The organism is Pseudomonas sp. GW821-FHT01D09 (genome assembly GCF_059422465.1).
Window position 1 is genome coordinate 16,163 of sequence record NZ_JBWKWY010000045.1, and the last position, 18,611, is coordinate 34,773.

Below are 18,611 nucleotides of genomic sequence, written 5' to 3' on the forward strand. Positions count from 1 at the left end.
TCTCGGCTATCATCCGAACGCCTTCAACAATGACGGCGTTGTCGGATTAATCTGGCATATTGGATGCATTCTTTAGCAGATCAAAGCTCGTTACCCTCTCCCCGCTGTGCGAGGATTGCCGTATAACGAGTGCCATACGCGTGTTTGGTAATAAAGGACCCACAATAAAAGCTGATGAAGACTCCTAAACGCATTGAACCCCTGATCGAGGACGGTCTGGTCGACGAAGTGCTGCGCCCACTCATGAGTGGTAAAGAAGCAGCTGTTTATGTGGTGCGCTGCGGCAACGAGTTACGTTGCGCCAAGGTCTACAAGGAGGCGAATAAACGAAGTTTTCGTCAGGCGGCCGAATACCAGGAAGGCCGCAAGGTCCGCAACAGCCGGCAGGCCCGGGCCATGGCCAAGGGCTCCAAGTTCGGCAAGAAAGAAACCGAGGACGCGTGGCAGAACGCCGAAGTGGCGGCCCTGTTTCGCCTGGCCGGTGCCGGTGTGCGCGTGCCCCAGCCCTACGACTTCCTTGAAGGCGTGTTGCTGATGGAACTGGTGGCCGATGAATACGGTGACGCGGCGCCACGCCTGAACGACGTGGTCCTGGAACCGGATCAGGCCCGGGAGTATCACGCTTTCCTGATCTCGCAGATCGTGCTGATGCTGTGTACCGGCCTGGTGCACGGTGACCTGTCGGAGTTCAACGTGCTGTTGACGCCGACGGGCCCCGTGATCATCGACCTGCCTCAGGCGGTGGACGCGGCGGGTAACAACCACGCATTCACCATGCTGGAGCGGGACGTGGGCAACATGGCTTCGTATTTCGGGCGCTTTGCCCCGGAATTGAAGGCCACCAAGTACGCCAAGGAAATGTGGGCGCTGTACGAAGCCGGCACCTTGCACCCGGCCAGCGTATTGACTGGCGAGTTCGACGAGCCGGAAGAATTGGCGGACGTGGGCGGCGTGATGCGTGAGATCGAAGCGGCGCGGCTTGACGAAGAGCGGCGCCAGGCGATCCGTGCGGCGGATGATGCGCCACCGGGTAAACCGGCAGAAGAACCGCCGCCGCCCTGGATGCAGTGATCTCCAGATTCATGGAGATCTAAACATGTGGGAGCTGGCTTGTGTAGGAGCTGGGCTTGTGTGGGAGCCGGGCTTGCCCGCGATAGCATCACCTCGGTGCAACTGATATACCGAGGTGCCTGCATCGCAGGCAAGCCAGCTCCCACATAAGCCAGCTCCTACACAAACCCAGTTCCTATACAAGCCCAGCTCCCACATTGGGTTTTGTATGCAGTCAGTGGCAGCAACTGCCCGACGCCAACTCCTTGAGAATCGGACAATCGGGCCGGTGATCGCCCTGGCAGTGCTCCACCAGGTCCTGCAAGGTATCGCGCAACTGCCCCAGCTCGCGGATCTTGTGGTTCAACTCCTCGATATGCTGGCGAGCCAATGCCTTGACGTCGGCACTGGCCCGTTGCCGGTCCTGCCACAACTCCAGTAGCTTGCCGACTTCCTCCAGGGAAAACCCCAGGTCCCGCGAGCGCTTGATAAACCCCAGGGTATGCAGGTCGTCGGCGCCATACAGGCGATAGCCGCTGTCGCTGCGATGGGCCGGCTTGAGCAGGTTGATGGATTCGTAGTAGCGAATCATTTTGGCGCTCAAGCCGCTTTGCCGGGCTGCCTGGCCGATGTTCATGGGCGGTGCTCCTCCAGATCCTTGGGTTTCCAGGTTTTCAATAGCTGTGCAGGGCCGGCCACGCCCACGCGGGGCAGGGCGGCGGGGCCCCGGCGCGGATCGCCGCGCTCAAAGAGGTTGAATCCATTCATGGGGCAGTCTTCCAGGGTGAACTTACCTGTAGGATCAACCTTGACCCTGGGGGAAGGTCAAGCACCTTTACATCTTCCTGTGATGAGCCCGGGTGGCGGGTCAATAACCCAGCTTCGCGGCCTTGAGGTACATGCCGTCGGCGCCTTGGGCAATGCGGAACTTGCGCACGTCGCCGGCGTTCAACTGGATGTCTTGGGCCTTGGGCGCCAACAGGCCCGGCAGGCAGCCAGGAGCCTGGCCCGGCAGCAGTTTGAGGCGCAGCGAGACCCGGCCTTCGGGGAAGTTGAACGAGGTGGCCTGTTCCTGGAACAGCCGCCCGGCCAGGTGGTCATTGACGTACAGGCCAATCTCGCAGTTGGTGGGGACTTCCAGGCGCTCCCTGGAAATGATCAGCACCGCATAGTCCTCGGCCGCACTGGCCTGGGGGACGGCGGCGAACAGGCTCAACAGGCTGACAAGGCCAAAAAACGACCAGCGCATGATGAATTCTCCGGTTTCGAATCGTGGATGCTTGCAGCTTGGCCGACGCTGCCCTGGAATACCAGCCCGGCCGTTGTTTTCAATCCTTGACCTTGCCATCGTGTCAAGGAAGAAACTGGGGGCAACCTCATTCAAGGAGTCATGTCATGCAAATATTCAGCGTTGAAGGAATGACCTGCGGCCATTGCGTTCGGGCCGTAACCCAGGCGGTACAAAGCAAGGACCCGGCCGCCAGTGTCAATGTGAACCTGGGCGCCAAGGAAGTGGGCGTGGAAAGTCGTTTGTCGCCGGAAGAAGTGATCGGCCTGATCAGCGAAGAAGGCTACAGCGCCAAGCTCGCCTGATTATTTAATAGGTAGCGAGCTAACGTAATGTTCAAGGCATCCAAGCGCGGCTAGACTGTCGGGCTGCCGACTCTTCCGGATGCCTGATGAACCTTCGCATAATCCTTATTCTGGGGGCCTTGAGCGCATTTGCGCCGCTGGCCATCGACTTTTACCTACCGGGCTTCCCGGCCATGGCCGTGGCGTTCGGGACCGACGAAAAACATATCCAGTTGACCCTGGCGGTGTATTTCTCGGGCCTGGCGATCGGCCAATTGATCTATGGGCCGTTGGCGGATCGTTTTGGTCGGCGCATCCCGCTGTTGAGCGGTGTCACCTTGTTCACCGTCGCCTCCCTGGCCTGCGCCTATGCGCCGTCCCTGGAGTGGCTGATCGGTGCGCGCTTCGTCCAGGCCCTGGGCGGGTGTGCGGGCATGGTGATTTCCCGGGCCGTGGTCAGCGACAAGTGCGACGCGGTGGGCTCGGCCAAGGTCTTTTCGCAACTGATGCTGGTGGTCGGGCTGGCGCCGATCCTGGCGCCGCTGCTGGGTGGGGTGATGGTCAGCCTGTGGGGCTGGCAGTCGATTTTCCTTGCGCTGACGGTATTCAGCGTCGGCGCCGGTGTGGCTGTGGCGGTCGGCTTGCCGGAGAGTCTCCCGGCCCATCAGCCGCGCCAGCCATTGTCTGGGGCGTTGCGCCAGTACGGGCGCCTGCTGGCCGACCGGGTGTACCTGGGGTATGCCGTGACCGGTGGCGTCGCCATTGGCGGGATGTTTGCCTACATTGCCGGTTCACCTTTCGTGTTTATCAAGCTCTACGGCGTGCCGGCCGAGCATTATGGCTGGCTGTTCGGCACCAATGCCGCAGGTTTTATCCTGGTGGCCCAGCTCAATGCGCGGCTGCTGTCCAAGCGCGGCCCGGCGTTTCTGCTGACCCGTGCGGTGTGGGTCTACCTCGCGGCGGCGCTGACGTTGCTGGCGGTCAGTATCTTGCAGACCGAAGCCTTGTGGCCGCTGCTGGTGCCGCTGTTTATCTGTATGGCCAGCCTGGGCTGCATCATGCCCAATACCTCGGCCTGTGCCATGAATGGGCAGGGTGCGCGAGCCGGCAGCGCTTCGGCGTTGCTGGGGTGTATCCAGTTCAGCGTGGCGGCGGGGGCGGCATCGTTGGTCGGCGTGCTGCATGACGGCACGGCCATGCCGATGGCGATCGTCATCAGCGTGTGCGGGGTGTTGGCGGTCGCCGTGGCGATGTTGACCCAGCGCCTGCAACGCCAGCGAGCCTTGCAAGCGCAGGTCTGACGGCGTTTTCAGCCAGTAGCGCGCTGCTGGCCTTGGGGAAAGCGATGGGGTGCCTGGATGCGGTTTTGCAGGGTGTCGGCAAAGGCCCGGGCCTCGGCTTCACTGCGGAAGGTAATGGCGTCCTGGTCCAGGCGGACCTGCCATTGGGTGCCTTTGGATTTTGCTAACGCTTTTATCAGGATCTTCATTGCTGACTTCCTCACGTAAAAGATTGCGTGGCAAAGGCGGCCAATATAAACCCGAATACGCTTACAAATATGACAAGGATCAAGTGTCTGACTAGCGGTGCCGTCCGTTACCTACAGCAATAGCGGACGACACTGACAGAGCCCGCCTCTTAGAAGCCTTCCAGCACAATCTTGCCCTTGGCCGTGCCGCTTTCCAGCAAGGCATGGGCCCGGCGCAGGTTCGCCGCATTGATCACGCCGAAGTGTTCGCCCACCGTGGTTTTCAGGGTGCCGGCGTCGATCAGCTCGGCCACCCGATTGAGCAGGTTGTGCTGCTCGATCATGTCGGCTGTCTCGAACATCGAGCGGGTGTACATAAATTCCCAGTGCAGCGACAGGCTCTTGCGCTTGAGTTTGAGCACGTCCAGCGACTTGGGGTCATCGATCAAGGCCAGTTTGCCCTGGGGCGCGAGGGCTTCGACCAACTGGTCCAGGTGCTGGTCGGTCTGGGTCAGGCTGGCGACGTGGGTCACCTGTGGGTGGCCTACGCGCTTGAGTTCTTCGCTCAGGGGCTGGCGGTGGTCGACCACCAGGTCGGCCCCCAGGTCCTTGGCCCAGGCCTGGGTTTGCGGGCGCGAGGCGCTGCCAATCACCTTGAGCGCGGTGAGTTGCGCCGCCAGTTGGGTGAGGATCGAGCCTACGCCACCGGCCGCGCCGACAATCAGCAGGCTTTGCCCTTGATCGGTCTTGCCTTGCGGCACTTGCAGGCGCTCGAACAGCAGTTCCCAGGCGGTGATGGCGGTCAGCGGCAGGGCGGCGGCTTCGGCAAAGCCCAGGCTCTTGGGCATATGGCCGACGATGCGCTCATCTACCGTATGCAGTTCGCTGTTGCCGCCCGGGCGTACCAGGGAGCCGGCGTAGAACACTTTGTCGCCGGCCTTGAACAGTGTGACGTCGCTGCCGACAGCCTTGACCACCCCGGCCACATCCCAGCCCAGTACCTTGGCCGCGCCGTTTTCCGGGGTGACGTTCTGGCGGATCTTGGTGTCCACCGGGTTGACCGAGATGGCTTTGACTTCCACCAGCAGGTCGCGCGGGCCGGCGATCGGCTCGGGCAATTGGATATCTTGCAGGGACTTGGGGTCGTTGATCGGCAAGGCGGCGTAGTAGGCGATGGCTTTCATGGCAGGTTCCAGGCAGTGCGGAATGGGATGAGCCGATCATTGGCTATTTCTCTTGCAGATAAAAGCCGCTAAAAGAGCAGTCTCTTTCAATATATTTTTGATAATGAGCCGGGACGGTGGTCATGCTGCGTTTTGATGATTTGCAGTTGTTCGTGCGTGCGGCGGACTTGGGGAGTTTGTCGGCCGCGGCACGGGGCATGGATATGTCGGCGGCGGTGGCCAGTGCGGCGTTGAAACGCATCGAAAAACAACTGGGCGCGCGGTTGCTGGCGCGTTCCACCCGTAGCCTGCGCCTGACCGCCGAGGGCGAAGGTTTCTTGCAATACGCCCGTGGCGCCTTGAGCCAACTGGATGAAGGCCGGCGCCTGCTGGCCAGTGGGCAGGACCATGTCAGCGGTGTCTTGCAGCTGTCGGCGCCTTCGGACTTCGGACGCAACCTGTTGTTGCCGTGGCTGGACGAGTTTCAGCGCGAGCACCCGCAATTGAGCGTGCGCCTGCTGTTGGGCGACCGGATCGCCGATCTGTTCCGCCAGCCGGTGGATATCGCCTTGCGCTACGGCGAACCCGAAGATTCGAGCCTGGTGGCCTTGCCGGTTGCGCCGGACAATCGCCGGGTGCTGTGCGCGGCGCCCAGCTACCTGGCCCGGCATGGCGAGCCGCGCCATCTGGAGGAACTGGCCCAGCACAACTGCCTGCTGTATATGCTTGGCAGCCGGGTGCACGATCACTGGACCTTTGAGGATGGCAAACGGGAAATCAGCCTGACGGTCAGCGGCGACCGTTTCAGTGACGATGCCGATGTGGTGCGGCGCTGGGCCGTGGCCGGGGTGGGCATTGCCTATAAGTCCTGGCTGGATGTCAGCGCCGAAGTACTGGCCGGCCGCCTGCAGTTGCTCTTGCCGGAGCTGCGTGGCGAGCGCACACCGCTCAATCTGCTGTGCGCCCATCGCGCGCAATTGAGTAAGCCGATCAACCTCCTGCGCGAAATGCTCGTGGCACGTTGTGGGAAGTTGGGCGCGCAGTTGCCTGAACGGCGGGGGACTACGCAATAACCTCAGGGAATTCAGGAAATTTCAGGCAAGTGCTGTCGCTGATTTGGCTGTAAGACGCCACGGAATCTGCTGCTTACACACTTATACTTTTGCGCGCAATGGAGCAGATCAACGATTTAACAGGGAGTGAGTACATGGAACAGGCACCTTGCATCAGCCAGATCGCCACCTTGCTGGCCGACCCTAAGCGCACCGCGATGATCTGGGCGTTGATGGACGGCTCGGCCAAACCGTCCGAGGAACTGGCCATGCTGGCTGGGTTGTCAGCGCCATCGGCCAATGCGCATTTGGCGCGGTTGGCAGCGGGTGGATTACTGCGCATTGAGGCCCGCGGGCGCAAACGCTTCTTTCGCATGGCAGCGGCCGATGTGGGCGCGGCAGTCGATGCATTGGCCAGTACCACAATGGCCAGTGTGGCGCGCAGTGCACCCTGCCGCCCGGTAGCGGCGTTGCTGGCGCCGGCGACGTTGCGTCAGGCGCGACTCTGCCATGACCATCTGGGTGGGGAAATGGCGGCGGCCCTCTATCAACGCATGGTGCTGGCGAAGTGGATCGATCACTACGAACAGCGGGTCTATGTGACGCCCCTGGGCGCACGCCATTTGGCCGGGCATGGCATTTTTACCCAGGCCCTGGCCCACCAGAGTTACTCGACGATGGCTTGCGATTGTTTTGACTGGAGCGAGCAGCAGCCGCACCTGGGGGGGGCGTTGGGGGCGGGATTGTTGCAGTTGTTCATGCAATCGCGCTGGTTGAAACCGATCAGCGAATCGAGCGCACTGCAGGTCACCGAGGCCGGGCGCCTGGAAATTGCCCGGATGGCGGCTGTGTAGGAGCCGGCTTGCCGGCTCCTACAGGGATGGTCAGGGCTTGACCAGGCGTGCATCCAGGCTGTTTTGCGCCAGGCGGCGGGCCTGGTCCTGGGTCATGCCCAGGGCGGTGTGCAGCGCGTGGAAGTTCTCGGTGACATAACCACCGAAATACGCCGGGTCATCCGAGTTCACCGTGACCTTCACCCCACGCTCAAGCATGTCGAGGATATTGTGCTGGGCCATGTCATCGAAGACGCACAGCTTGGTATTGGACAGCGGGCACACGGTCAGGGGGATCTGCTCGTCGATGATCCGCTGCATCAGGCGCTCGTCTTCGATGGCGCGCACGCCATGGTCGATGCGCTGGATCTTCAGCAGGTCGAGGGCCTCCCAGATGTATTCGGGTGGGCCTTCTTCGCCGGCATGGGCGACGGTCAGGAAACCTTCGCCACGGGCGCGATCGAATACGCGCTGGAACTTGCTCGGTGGGTGGCCCATTTCCGAGCTGTCCAGGCCCACGGCGACAAACGCATCACGGAACGGTAGCGCCTGGTCGAGGGTTTTTTCGGCTTCTTCTTCGCTCAGGTGGCGTAGGAAGCTGAGGATCAGGCCGCTGGTGATACCCAGCTGCTGCTCGCCATCTTTGAGTGCGCTGGCGATGCCATTGAGCACCACTTCAAACGGGATACCACGGTCGGTGTGGGTCTGCGGGTCGAAGAAGGGTTCGGTATGGATCACGTTCTGCGCCTGGCAACGCAGCAGGTAGGCCCAGGTCAGGTCGTAGAAATCCTGGGACGTGCGCAGTACATCGGCGCCCTTGTAGTAGAGGTCGAGAAACTCCTGCAGGTTATTGAAGGCGTAGGCCTTGCGCAGGGTTTCGACGTCGTTCCACGGCAGCGCGATTTTGTTGCGTTCGGCCAGGGCGAACAGCAGCTCGGGCTCCAGCGAACCCTCCAGGTGCAGGTGCAGTTCGGCCTTGGGCAGGGCATTGAGCCAGTCGTACATGGGTGTGTTCTCATCAGGTGCAATGACGGCATTCTACAGGCCAGGGCGCAAATAATCGGTAAAACCTGACCGAGCGGAAAGCATTGTTCGTGCCTGCGGCATTGGGTGAATAAACTAAGATGTAACGAAACGTTAGCAAGATGCCGCAGTCTGTCCACCATCCATGATGGCTTCGCCGCTCGAAAGGCCTGCAATGCTCACATCCCTCAAGCAAGAAACCTTCCTGTGGCTGGCACTGATCGCAGCCATCGCCGCCTACCCGCTGGAGCACTGGCTGCTACACAGTGGGCAGGCCACGGCACTTATCGGTGGCCTGGTGCTGATCGGCTTTATCGTCATGGCGTCGATGCGCGTGGCCCACCACGCCGAACTGCTCGCCGAAAAGGTCGGCGACCCCTACGGCACCATGATCCTGACCCTGGCGGCGGTGTTGGTGGAAGTGGTGATCCTGGCGATCATGATGAGCAACGAGGCCTCGCCGACCCTGGTGCGTGACACGATCTACTCGGCGGTGATGCTGGATATCAACGGCATCCTCGGCCTGGCCGCGCTGATGGGCGGGATCAAGCATGGGGAACAGTCCTACAATGATGATTCGGCGCGGACCTACAGCGTGATGATCCTCACCGCCATGGGCGTGTCCATGGTGGTGCCGGAATTTATCCCCGAGGCCGACTGGAAAATCTACTCGGCCTTCACCATCGGCGCGATGGTGGTGTTGTATGCCTTGTTCCTGCGCATGCAGGTGGGGCCACACAGTTACTTTTTCAGCTACAGCTACCCGGAAAAACGCCGCAAGCCGTTGCCGGCCGAACAAGCTTCGCCGGTCAGCCTGACATTCTCCATCGTCACCCTGGTATTTGGCGTGGTGGTGATTGGCGCATTGGCCGAAGTGATGTCCAAGACCCTGGACCTGGGCCTGGAAGGCACGGGCGCGCCGCCGGTGATTACGGCGATCCTGGTGGCGGCGATTTCCGCCGCCCCCGAGATTCTGACCGCCTTGCGCGCGGCGCTGGCCAACCGTATGCAGTCGGTGGTCAACATCGCGCTGGGGGCTTCGTTGTCGACGGTGATCCTGACGGTGCCGGTGATGGAAGCCATGGCGCTGTACACCGGCCAGCCGTTTCAGATGGCGATGACCCCGGTACAAACGGTGATGGTGTTTATCACGCTGATTGTCAGCGCGATCAACCTCAACGATGGCGAAACCAACGCCATCGAAGGGATGACCCATTTTGTGCTGTTTGCGACCTTTATCATGCTGTCGCTGTTGGGCGTGTAGCTAGCCGGCGATCAACTGCCGCGCCGCCTGGCTGTGGTCGGCGATCAGGCCCTTGAGGTCCATGCCCTCGATTTGCCCGTCGATCACCCGCCACTTGCCGCCGACCATCACCCGATCCGCGCGGTCGGCGCCGCACAACAGCAGCGCCGAAATCGGATCGTGGCTGCCGGAGAAGCGCAGCTCATCGAGCTTGAACAACGCCAGGTCAGCTTGTTTACCCACGGCCAACTCGCCGATGTCGCTACGGCCGAGCAGTTGCGCAGAGCCTTTGGTCGCCCAGCCCAGCACGCCTTCAGGGGTGATTTTTTCCGCCCCGTAGCGCAGGCGCTGGATGTACAGGGCCTGGCGGGCTTCCAGGATCATATTGGAGGCATCGTTGGAGGCCGAACCGTCCACGCCCAGGCCAATCGGCGCGCCGGCGGCGATCAGGTCGAGGGTCGGGCAGATGCCGGAGGCCAGGCGCATGTTGGAGCTTGGGCAATGGCAGATACCGGTGCCGGCCGCGCCCAGACGGGCGATCTCATCGGGGTTGAAGTGGATGCCGTGGGCCAGCCAGGTGCGGGGGCCGAGCCAGCCGACGCTGTCGAGGTAGTCCACGGTACGCAGGCCGAAGCGTTGCAGGCAGAAGTCTTCTTCATCGAGGGTTTCGGCCAGGTGGGTGTGCAGGCGCACGTCGAGCTGGTTGGCCAGTTCGGCGCTGGCGCTCATGATTTGGGGGGTGACCGAAAACGGCGAGCAGGGCGCCAGGGCAATCTGGATTTGCGCGCCGTCGCCGCGCTCGTGGTAGCGCTTGATCAGGCGCTGGCTGTCTTCAAGGATCACTTCGCCCTGCTGCACCGTTTGTTGCGGTGGCAGGCCGCCGTCGGCTTCGCCCAGGCTCATCGAACCGCGGGTGAGCATGGCGCGCATGCCCAGCTCGCGCACGCTGTCGACTTGCACGTCGATCGCCTGTTCCAGGCCATCGGGAAACAGGTAGTGGTGATCGGCTGCGGTGGTGCAGCCCGAGAGCAGCAGCTCGGCAAGCGCGACTTTGCTGGCCAGGGCGAGTTTTTCCGGGGTCAGGCGCGCCCACACCGGGTACAGGGTTTTCAGCCAGGGGAACAACGGCTGGTTGACCACCGGCGCCCAGGCGCGGGTCAGGGTTTGGTAGAAGTGATGGTGGGTGTTGATCAGGCCGGGAAGCACCACGTGCTCGCGGGCGTCGAAGGTTTGTTCGCAGGCGATGCTCGGTTGCTGGCCGAGGGCGAGTACTTCGACGATCAAGCCGTCTTGCAGCACCAGGCCGCCACGGGCATCGAGGGCATTGGCGGTGAAAATCGCGAGAGGGTTTTTTAACCAGATACGGGTCGCAGGCATTGGCCGGCTCCTCTGAATGATGGGTTCAGGTTTGCCAGCTCAGTGTTGCCCTGTCTGCTGATCCAGGGTCGCCGGTAAGGGCGAGGAGGGAAGTCTACGTGGAGTGGGCGGTGGGGTCTATCCACCGCTTATCTGCCACCGGCTTACCAGGGAATGGTCTGGCCCTTGTAGTTGACGAAGTGATGGCCGCCCTTGCCGGTGTAGGCGTTCACTTGCGCGATCAGGCCGCGCACGCTGGTCTCCACATCCAGGTCGGCCCCTTCGCCGCCCATATCGGTCTTGACCCAGCCCGGATGCAGCGACAACACCGTCAGTTTCTGCTCGCCCAGTTGCGTCACGAAGCTGTTGGTCATGGAGTTCAGCGCGGCCTTGCTGGCCTTGTACAGCGCAAGTTCTGGCGCATCGGGCATGGTCACGCTGCCCAGCACCGAGCTCATGAACGCCAGCACGCCACTGCCCTGGCGGATCTGCGGGGCAAAGCGCTGGGCCAGGTTGATCGGCGCTACGGCATTGGTGAAAAACAGCTGGCCGACTTCGGCCAGGGTGGCATGGCCCGGGGCCTGGTTGGCTGGGCCCTTGACGCCGGCGTTGACGAACAGCAGGTCGAAGGTCTGGGTTTTCAGGCGCTGGTTCAAGGCGATGACGGCCTGTTGGTCGTCCATATCCAGTTGCTCGATCTGGACCGGGCCCAGGGCTTGGAGGGCGTCGGCTTTTTGCGGGTTGCGCACGGTGGCGGTGACTTGCCAGCCGTCAGCCAGCAACTGCTTGACCAGACCAAGGCCCAGCCCGCGTGAGGCGCCGATGATCAATGCGGTTTTTGGCGTAGACATAAGGGCTTCCTTTGGCGTCGAGGTTCAGTGAACAACCTTATCAGGTTCAGCGTTGTAGCAGGATTCGTCCGCGGCTCAGGTCGGCCAACTGCGTTTGCAGGGTGTCGATATGGGCCTCGCCGAGTGCCAGTTGCAACTCCACGCCATTGGCGGTGAAGGTTTCTTCCAGCACCAGGCCGCCCAGTTCGGCGACACGCAGCTTGACCAGGGGCAGCTCGGCGAAGCCACAGGCGCAGCTCAAGGGCACACGGCTGATCAGTTCGACCCGCTCGGCATTTTGCAGGCATTTATTCGCGCCACCGCCATACGCCCGGGCCAGGCCACCGGTGCCCAGTTGGATACCGCCATACCAGCGGACCACCAGCACCACGACCTGGTCAAACCCCTGGGCCTCGATGGCGGCCAGGATCGGCCGCCCGGCCGTGCCACCGGGTTCGCCGTCGTCGTTGCTGCGGTATTGCCCGCCGAGTTTCCAGGCCCAGCAGTTGTGCGTGGCGTTGAGGTCGCTGTGCTGCTCGATAAACCCCTGGGCGTCTTGCGGGCTGGTAATCGGCGCGGCGTAGGTGATGAAGCGGCTTTTGCGGATTTCTTCGCGAAATTCGCAAAAGCCCGTAAGGGTGAAAGGCATCGGGTCGCTTCGTTCAGAGGGCCGGCTTGATGCCACAGCCTTTGAGAATAATGTGGATAAGGTTGTTGCCGGCGTCTTCCATGTCCTGTTTGGTCAGCTTGGTGCGACCGGTCACGCGGCAGATCTGGGTGGCAAAGTCAGCGTAATGCTGGGTGCTGCCCCACAGCAGGAAGATCAAGTGTACCGGATCGACGGGGTCCATCTTGCCGCTATCGATCCAGGCCTGGAATACCGCGGCCCGGCCGCTGAACCAGGTGCGGTAGTCCTGGCTGAAATATTCGCTAAGGCATTCGCCGCCGCTGATGATCTCCATGGCAAAGATCCGCGAGGCCTGCGGCTGGCGTCGCGAGTATTCCATCTTGGTGCGGATATAGCGGGTCAGTGCCTCGGCGGGATCATCCTCGGCGGTCAGGGTGTTGAAGGTGCTGTCCCACAGTTCGAGGATATTGCTCAGTACCGCGATATACAGCCCCAGCTTATTGGTGAAGTAATAATGCAGGTTGGCCTTCGGCAGCCCGGCGCTCGCGGCGATGGTGTTCATGCTGGTGCCTTTGTAGCCATGCCGGGCGAATTCGTCTTCAGCGGCCTGGATGATCGCTTGTTCGTTCTTTTGTCGAATGCGGCTGGCGGGTTTTCCAGCGTGGCTGTTGTGGGCAGGAACTTCGAGGCTCATGGAGGTTTCCGTGCAGATCGATGAATGCGATTGCTGCACAGATAACCCACCCTCAAGCCCCAGACAAGTCCCGATACGATAAAAGCGTCAAAGCGGTTCCAGCGTGTCGCTTTCCAGGGCTGGATTTGCGGCAGGCGTTACTGCCTTGGATTCCGGCAGGATCAGGCACAACACAATCGCCGTCAGGCCTCCGCTGGTGATAGCCGAATCGAACAGGTTTTGCACCAGGGTTGGCATCAGGTGCAACAGGTTCGGTTGCGCGGCGATGCCCAGGCCGACCCCAAACGAGGTGGCGATGATCAGCATGCTGCGTCGGTCCAGCGGGGCCTGCGCCAGGATGCGCACGCCGGCGGCGGCGACACTGCCGAACATCACCAGGGTCGCGCCGCCAAGCACTGGCTTGGGGATCTGCTGCAATACCGCGCCAAGCAGTGGAAACAACCCGAGGCAAAACAGCACCACGCCGATGTACAGGCCCACATGGCGGCTGGCGACGCCGGTCAACTGGATCACGCCGTTGTTCTGGGCAAAGGTGGTGTTGGGGAAGGCACTGAAGGTGGCGGCGATCATGCAACTGACGCCATCCCCGAGCACGCCGCCCTTGAGCCGGCTTATATAAGAAGGGCCGTTGATGGGCTGGCGGGCGATCATGCAGTTGGCGGTGAGGTCGCCCACGGTTTCGATGCTGCTGATCAGATAAATCAGCGCTACCGGCAGGAAAGCGCTCCAGTCGAAGTTGAAGCCAAAATGGAACGGCGTCGGCAGGCTGATCAAGGGCAGGTCGGGCAAGGGCTGGGGCACCAGTTTGCCGCTGAACCAGGCGGCGAGGCTGCCCAACAGCAGGCCGATGATGATCGCACTCAGGCGTACCCAGGGTGTGTTCGAGCGGTTGAGCAGGATAATCGTCAGCACCACGAACAGGCCCAGGGCCAGGTTGGTCGGTGCGCCAAAGTCCGGCGCATTGAAGCCACCGCCCAGGTCGGTGATGCCCACCTTGATCAGGCTGATGCCAATCAGGGTAATCACAATCCCGGTTACCAGCGGCGTGATGACCCGGCGCAACTGACCGATAAAACGGCTCAACACGATCTGCACCAGCGCGCCGAAAAAGCACACGCCAAAGATCATCGCCAGGATATCTTCCGGGCTGCCGCCGCGCTGCTTGACCAGGAAACCCGCCGACAACACCGCGCCGAGAAAGGCAAAGCTGGTGCCTTGCAGGCAGATCATCCCTGCGCCAATTCCAAATGGCCTACGGGCCTGGATGAAGGTGCCGACACCGGAAACCATCAACGCCATGCTGATCAGGTAGGGCAGGTGGGCGGCCAGGCCCAGGGTCGAGCCGATGATCAACGGCGGGGTAATGATGCCGACGAAGCTGGCGAGCACATGTTGCAGGGCCGCGAGCAACGCGGGCAATGGTTTGGGGCGGTCGTTGAGGCCGTAGATCAGGTCGCTGACACTGGAGGATTCTGGTGGCATGGCATGGGGACTCAGGGCTGACGGTTCATGGTCCCTGTGCCTTGCAAAAAGCTGTCCAGTTGCTCAGGTTTTGTGTGGGCCCCGTATCAGCGGGTCGCGGCCAGGCTTTCGAGAAAGCTTTCCAGCACCAAATGGGGGCGACGGCCCTTGCGGGTGACCGAAGCCAGGCTTAAATCGTAAAAGCGTGTAGGCGGTTTCAGCGCGCGCAGTCGGCCTTGTTGCACCCACAGGCTGGCGTAGTGGTCGGGCAGGTAGCCGATATAGCGCCCGGTGAGGATCAGGAAGGCCATGCCTTCGCGGTCGGAAGCGCTGGCGGTGCAGTTGAGCGCTTGATAGTGGGCTTGGATATCGGCGGGCAGGCGGAAAGTCGGTGCGATGGCGTCCTGGCTATTGATGCGTTGGTCGTCCAGTTGCCTGTCGTCGGCGTAGAACAACGGATGGCCCACCGCGCAGTAGAGCAGCGAGCGTTCGCCGTACAGGGGTTGGTATTCCAGGCCCGACAGCGCGCTGGCCTGGGGCACCACGCCGACATGCAGGCGCCCGTCGAGCACGCCTTGTTCCACTTCGTTGGGGGCGATCATGCGGATCTGGATCTGCACGTCGGGGCCACGTTCTTTCAACTGCGCCAGGGCATGGGTGATGCGCATATGGGGCAGGGTCACCAGGTTATCGGTCAGGCCGATGATCAGTTCGCCACGTAGGTGTTGGTGCAGGCCGTTGACCTCGGTGCGGAAGCTTTCCAGGGCACTTAATAGTTGCAGTGCCGATTGGTAGACCTCGCGGCCTTCCTCCGTCAGGGAGAAGCCGGCGCGCCCGCGTTGGCACAGGCGCAGGCCCAGGCGTTGTTCGAGGTCGCTCATCTGCTGGCTGATGGCGGAGCGGCCGATGCCTAGCACGGTTTCCGCCGCCGAGAAGCCTCCGCACTCCACCACACTGCGGAAGATGCGCAACAGGCGGATATCGAAGTCGCTGACTTGGGCCAGTGGGTCGGGTCGGCGGCTGCTCATAGTTTAGTAAAGACCTGACTGAAGGTTAGAAGAGTTGGATTTCCCAGACTTTATCCCCATGGCAATTTAGCTGCAACAACGCTTTCAATCCCGACGCTGCCTTTTGCCTTGCGAGGTTTTGCTGATGAACATGCCCGAAAACGCCCCATCCACCCTGGCCAGCCAATTGAAGCTGGATGCCCACTGGATGCCTTACACCGCCAACCGTAACTTCCAGCGCGACCCGCGCCTGATCGTGGGGGCCGAAGGCAGTTGGTTGCTCGATGACAAGGGGCGCCGGGTCTATGACTCATTGTCAGGCCTGTGGACCTGTGGCGCAGGGCACACGCGCAAGGAAATCCAGGAAGCGGTCGCCAAGCAGTTGGGCACCCTGGACTACTCGCCGGGCTTCCAATACGGTCATCCGTTGTCCTTCCAGTTGGCAGAAAAGATTACCGACCTGACTCCAGGCAATCTGAATCATGTGTTCTTCACCGACTCCGGCTCCGAGTGCGCCGATACGGCGGTGAAGATGGTGCGTGCGTACTGGCGCTTAAAGGGCCAGGCGACCAAGACCAAGATGATCGGCCGCGCCCGTGGTTATCACGGGGTGAACATCGCCGGGACCAGCCTGGGCGGGGTCAACGGCAACCGTAAGATTTTTGGCCAGGCGATGATGGATGTCGACCACCTGCCCCATACCCTGCTGGCGAGCAATGCCTTCTCCCGCGGTATGCCGGAGCAGGGCGGTATTGCCCTGGCGGACGAGTTGCTCAAGCTGATCGAGTTGCATGATGCGTCGAACATCGCGGCGGTGTTCGTCGAGCCGCTGGCAGGTTCCGCTGGCGTACTCGTGCCGCCCCAGGGTTACCTCAAGCGTCTGCGTGAAATTTGTGACCAGCACAATATCCTGCTGGTGTTCGACGAAGTGATCACCGGCTTTGGCCGGACCGGTTCGATGTTCGGTGCGGACAGCTTCGGCGTGACCCCAGACCTGATGTGCATTGCCAAGCAAGTCACCAACGGCGCGATCCCGATGGGCGCGGTGATTGCCAGCAGCGAGATCTATCAGACGTTCATGAACCAGGCGACGCCCGAGTACGCGGTGGAATTCCCACACGGCTACACCTACTCGGCACACCCTGTGGCCTGTGCGGCGGGCCTGGCGGCATTGGATCTGTTGCAGAAGGAAAACCTGGTGCAGAGCGTGGCCGAAATCGCGCCGCACTTTGAGAATGCGCTGCATGGCCTCAAGGGCAGCAAGAACGTGATCGACATCCGTAACTACGGCCTGGCCGGTGCGATCCAGATCGCGCCGCGTGATGGGGATGCCATTGTGCGTCCATTCGAGGCGGGCATGGCGCTGTGGAAGGCTGGGTTCTATGTACGCTTTGGCGGCGACACCCTGCAGTTCGGCCCAACCTTCAACAGCAAGCCGCAGGACCTGGATCGCTTGTTCGATGCAGTCGGCGAAGTGCTGAACAAGATCGACTGATTTCTCCTTCTATATAGAACAACAGCCTGGCGCGACGCGTGTCGCGCCTGTGGACAACTTTTCAGGAGCCTTGCATGAGCCTTATCCAGCATTTGATCAATGGCGAAATGGTCAACGACAGCGGGCGTAGTGCCGACGTTTACAACCCGTCCACCGGCCAGGTGATTCACCAGGTGCCATTGGCCAGCCGCGAAACCATCCAACGGGCCATCGACTCGGCCAAGGCGGCATTCCCGGCCTGGCGCAATACGCCACCGGCCAAGCGTGCCCAGGTGATGTTTCGTTTCAAGCAATTGCTGGAGCAGAACGAAGCCCGCATCTCGCAATTGATCAGCGAGGAGCATGGCAAGACGCTGGAAGATGCTGCCGGTGAGCTCAAGCGCGGGATCGAGAACGTCGAGTACGCGTGTTCGGCCCCGGAAATCCTCAAGGGCGAGTACAGCCGTAACGTTGGCCCGAACATCGATGCCTGGTCCGACTTCCAGCCGCTGGGCGTGGTGGCGGGCATCACCCCGTTCAACTTCCCGGCCATGGTGCCGCTGTGGATGTATCCACTGGCCATCGTCTGCGGTAACTGTTTCATCCTTAAGCCATCGGAACGCGATCCAAGCTCGACCCTGCTGATTGCCCAACTGCTGCAGGACGCGGGTTTGCCCAAAGGTGTGTTGAGCGTGGTGCATGGTGACAAGGGCGCGGTGGATGCGCTGATCGAGGCGCCTGAGGTCAAGGCCTTGAGTTTTGTGGGATCGACGCCGATTGCTGAGTACATCTATTCCGAAGCCACCAAGCGCGGCAAGCGTGTACAGGCGCTGGGCGGGGCCAAGAACCATGCGGTGCTGATGCCGGATGCGGACCTGGATAACGCCGTCAGTGCTTTGATGGGCGCAGCCTACGGGTCCTGCGGCGAGCGTTGCATGGCGATCTCGGTGGCAGTGTGTGTGGGCGACCAGGTGGCGGATGCATTGATTGCCAAGCTGGTGCCGCAGATCAAGGCGCTGAAGATTGGCGCGGGGACTTCTTGTGGCCTGGACATGGGGCCGCTGGTTTCTGCGCAGGCGCGGGACAAGGTCAGTGGCTATATAGAAGACGGTGTGTCTTCGGGTGCTGAGTTGGTGGTCGATGGCCGTGGCCTGAGCGTGAGTGGGCATGAGAACGGTTTCTTCCTCGGGGGCTGCCTGTTTGATCGTGTGACGCCGCAGATGCGTATCTATAAAGAAGAAATCTTTGGCCCAGTGCTGTGCATCGTCCGGGTGAACAGTCTGGAAGCGGCGATGCAACTGATCAATGATCACGAATATGGTAACGGCACCTGCATTTTTACCCGTGACGGCGAAGCGGCACGCCTGTTCTGTGACGAGATTGAAGTGGGCATGGTGGGCGTTAACGTGCCATTGCCGGTGCCGGTGGCTTATCACAGCTTTGGCGGCTGGAAGCGCTCGCTGTTTGGCGACTTGCATGCCTATGGGCCGGATGGGGTGCGTTTCTATACTCGTCGCAAGGCGATCACCCAGCGCTGGCCGCAGCGTGCCAGCCATGAAGCCTCGCAGTTCGCGTTCCCTAGTTTGTAAGGTTGCATGAATAGAAAGCCGGCCCCTGGGGGCCGGCTTTCGCGTTTTCGGGGCTTTTTTGACCGATATGACAGATTTGTGAAAATAGGGGTTGACGGCAGATCCTGGAAGTCTATAATTCGCCCCACTTCCGGCGCAGTCGAAACGGAAAACTCCTTGGTAAACAAA

20 protein-coding genes are annotated in these 18,611 nt (G+C 61.5%); 8 read left to right on the forward strand and 12 right to left on the reverse strand.

Going from position 1 to position 18,611, the window contains the following annotated elements; genetic code table 11:
• Positions 1 to 174 precede the first annotated feature (174 nt).
• Positions 175 to 1,071, forward strand: coding sequence for a PA4780 family RIO1-like protein kinase (locus AC07W7_RS25340; protein ID WP_076961462.1), 897 nt, complete (start codon positions 175 to 177; stop codon positions 1,069 to 1,071).
• Between the two features lie 214 nt (positions 1,072 to 1,285).
• Here AC07W7_RS25340 and cueR read toward each other — a convergent pair whose 3' ends face one another.
• The 3 genes from cueR to AC07W7_RS25355 form a co-directional block, all read right to left on the reverse strand.
• Positions 1,286 to 1,687, reverse strand: a complete 402-nt coding sequence (cueR, locus tag AC07W7_RS25345; protein WP_076961461.1) for a Cu(I)-responsive transcriptional regulator — start codon at positions 1,685 to 1,687, stop codon at positions 1,286 to 1,288.
• Positions 1,684 to 1,818 (reverse strand): hypothetical protein, encoded by a 135-nt coding sequence (locus AC07W7_RS25350; RefSeq protein WP_262387733.1) that lies wholly within the window; start codon positions 1,816 to 1,818, stop codon positions 1,684 to 1,686. The genes cueR and AC07W7_RS25350 overlap by 4 nt, the downstream gene beginning before the upstream one ends.
• Before the next feature lie 100 nt (positions 1,819 to 1,918).
• Positions 1,919 to 2,299, reverse strand: coding sequence for a hypothetical protein (locus AC07W7_RS25355; protein WP_099170194.1), 381 nt, complete (start codon positions 2,297 to 2,299; stop codon positions 1,919 to 1,921).
• Between the two features lie 146 nt (positions 2,300 to 2,445).
• Here AC07W7_RS25355 and AC07W7_RS25360 point away from each other — a divergent pair, with 146 nt between their 5' ends.
• Both AC07W7_RS25360 and AC07W7_RS25365 read left to right on the forward strand, forming a co-directional pair.
• Complete coding sequence (locus AC07W7_RS25360) at positions 2,446 to 2,643, forward strand: heavy-metal-associated domain-containing protein (protein ID WP_076961459.1); 198 nt, start codon at positions 2,446 to 2,448, stop codon at positions 2,641 to 2,643.
• Positions 2,644 to 2,729: 86 nt separating this feature from the next.
• Complete coding sequence (locus AC07W7_RS25365; protein WP_495040336.1) at positions 2,730 to 3,923, forward strand: multidrug effflux MFS transporter; 1,194 nt, start codon at positions 2,730 to 2,732, stop codon at positions 3,921 to 3,923.
• Between the two features lie 8 nt (positions 3,924 to 3,931).
• Here AC07W7_RS25365 and AC07W7_RS25370 read toward each other — a convergent pair whose 3' ends face one another.
• Both AC07W7_RS25370 and AC07W7_RS25375 read right to left on the reverse strand, forming a co-directional pair.
• Positions 3,932 to 4,111: a hypothetical protein gene (locus tag AC07W7_RS25370; RefSeq protein ID WP_076961457.1), complete on the reverse strand. Its 180-nt coding sequence runs from the start codon at positions 4,109 to 4,111 to the stop codon at positions 3,932 to 3,934.
• 149 nt (positions 4,112 to 4,260) lie between these two features.
• A complete protein-coding gene (locus tag AC07W7_RS25375) occupies positions 4,261 to 5,274 on the reverse strand; it encodes a zinc-binding alcohol dehydrogenase family protein (RefSeq protein WP_099170196.1) in 1,014 nt (337 codons plus the stop codon).
• 122 nt (positions 5,275 to 5,396) lie between these two features.
• Between AC07W7_RS25375 and vimR the strand changes: the two genes are divergently transcribed.
• Complete coding sequence (vimR, locus tag AC07W7_RS25380; protein WP_076961455.1) at positions 5,397 to 6,326, forward strand: transcription regulator VimR; 930 nt, start codon at positions 5,397 to 5,399, stop codon at positions 6,324 to 6,326.
• Positions 6,327 to 6,460: 134 nt separating this feature from the next.
• Positions 6,461 to 7,159, forward strand: coding sequence for an ArsR/SmtB family transcription factor (locus tag AC07W7_RS25385; protein WP_076961454.1), 699 nt, complete (start codon positions 6,461 to 6,463; stop codon positions 7,157 to 7,159).
• 30 nt (positions 7,160 to 7,189) lie between these two features.
• On the opposite strand, the gene AC07W7_RS25390 is transcribed toward AC07W7_RS25385, so the two are convergent.
• Positions 7,190 to 8,143 carry an adenosine deaminase gene (locus AC07W7_RS25390; RefSeq protein WP_076961453.1) on the reverse strand — a complete coding sequence of 318 codons (954 nt, stop codon included), beginning with the start codon at positions 8,141 to 8,143 and terminating at the stop codon, positions 7,190 to 7,192.
• Positions 8,144 to 8,336: 193 nt separating this feature from the next.
• Between AC07W7_RS25390 and AC07W7_RS25395 the strand changes: the two genes are divergently transcribed.
• The gene (locus AC07W7_RS25395; protein ID WP_099170198.1) at positions 8,337 to 9,425 is read left to right on the forward strand and encodes a calcium:cation antiporter; all 1,089 of its coding nucleotides are present in this window, start codon (positions 8,337 to 8,339) and stop codon (positions 9,423 to 9,425) included.
• Here AC07W7_RS25395 and AC07W7_RS25400 read toward each other — a convergent pair whose 3' ends face one another.
• From AC07W7_RS25400 to AC07W7_RS25425, 6 genes are all read right to left on the reverse strand, one after another.
• Complete coding sequence (locus AC07W7_RS25400) at positions 9,426 to 10,781, reverse strand: 8-oxoguanine deaminase (RefSeq protein WP_495040337.1); 1,356 nt, start codon at positions 10,779 to 10,781, stop codon at positions 9,426 to 9,428. It lies immediately after the preceding gene.
• A gap of 143 nt (positions 10,782 to 10,924) precedes the next feature.
• Entirely contained in the window at positions 10,925 to 11,611 is a 687-nt protein-coding gene (locus AC07W7_RS25405; RefSeq protein WP_076961450.1) for an SDR family oxidoreductase, read from the reverse strand.
• Between the two features lie 46 nt (positions 11,612 to 11,657).
• A complete protein-coding gene (locus AC07W7_RS25410; RefSeq protein ID WP_169866909.1) occupies positions 11,658 to 12,239 on the reverse strand; it encodes an IMPACT family protein in 582 nt (193 codons plus the stop codon).
• A gap of 13 nt (positions 12,240 to 12,252) precedes the next feature.
• Positions 12,253 to 12,912 carry a TetR/AcrR family transcriptional regulator gene (locus AC07W7_RS25415; RefSeq protein WP_076961448.1) on the reverse strand — a complete coding sequence of 220 codons (660 nt, stop codon included), beginning with the start codon at positions 12,910 to 12,912 and terminating at the stop codon, positions 12,253 to 12,255.
• 87 nt (positions 12,913 to 12,999) lie between these two features.
• Entirely contained in the window at positions 13,000 to 14,394 is a 1,395-nt protein-coding gene (locus AC07W7_RS25420; RefSeq protein WP_495040338.1) for a uracil-xanthine permease family protein, read from the reverse strand.
• Positions 14,395 to 14,480: 86 nt separating this feature from the next.
• The gene (locus tag AC07W7_RS25425) at positions 14,481 to 15,401 is read right to left on the reverse strand and encodes a LysR family transcriptional regulator (protein ID WP_495040339.1); all 921 of its coding nucleotides are present in this window, start codon (positions 15,399 to 15,401) and stop codon (positions 14,481 to 14,483) included.
• Between the two features lie 124 nt (positions 15,402 to 15,525).
• Between AC07W7_RS25425 and aptA the strand changes: the two genes are divergently transcribed.
• On the forward strand, positions 15,526 to 16,875 hold the full coding sequence (gene aptA / locus AC07W7_RS25430) for an omega-aminotransferase AptA (RefSeq protein ID WP_495040340.1): 1,350 nt from the start codon (positions 15,526 to 15,528) through the stop codon (positions 16,873 to 16,875).
• 74 nt (positions 16,876 to 16,949) lie between these two features.
• A complete protein-coding gene (locus tag AC07W7_RS25435) occupies positions 16,950 to 18,443 on the forward strand; it encodes a CoA-acylating methylmalonate-semialdehyde dehydrogenase (RefSeq protein ID WP_495040341.1) in 1,494 nt (497 codons plus the stop codon).
• Positions 18,444 to 18,611 lie beyond the last annotated feature (168 nt).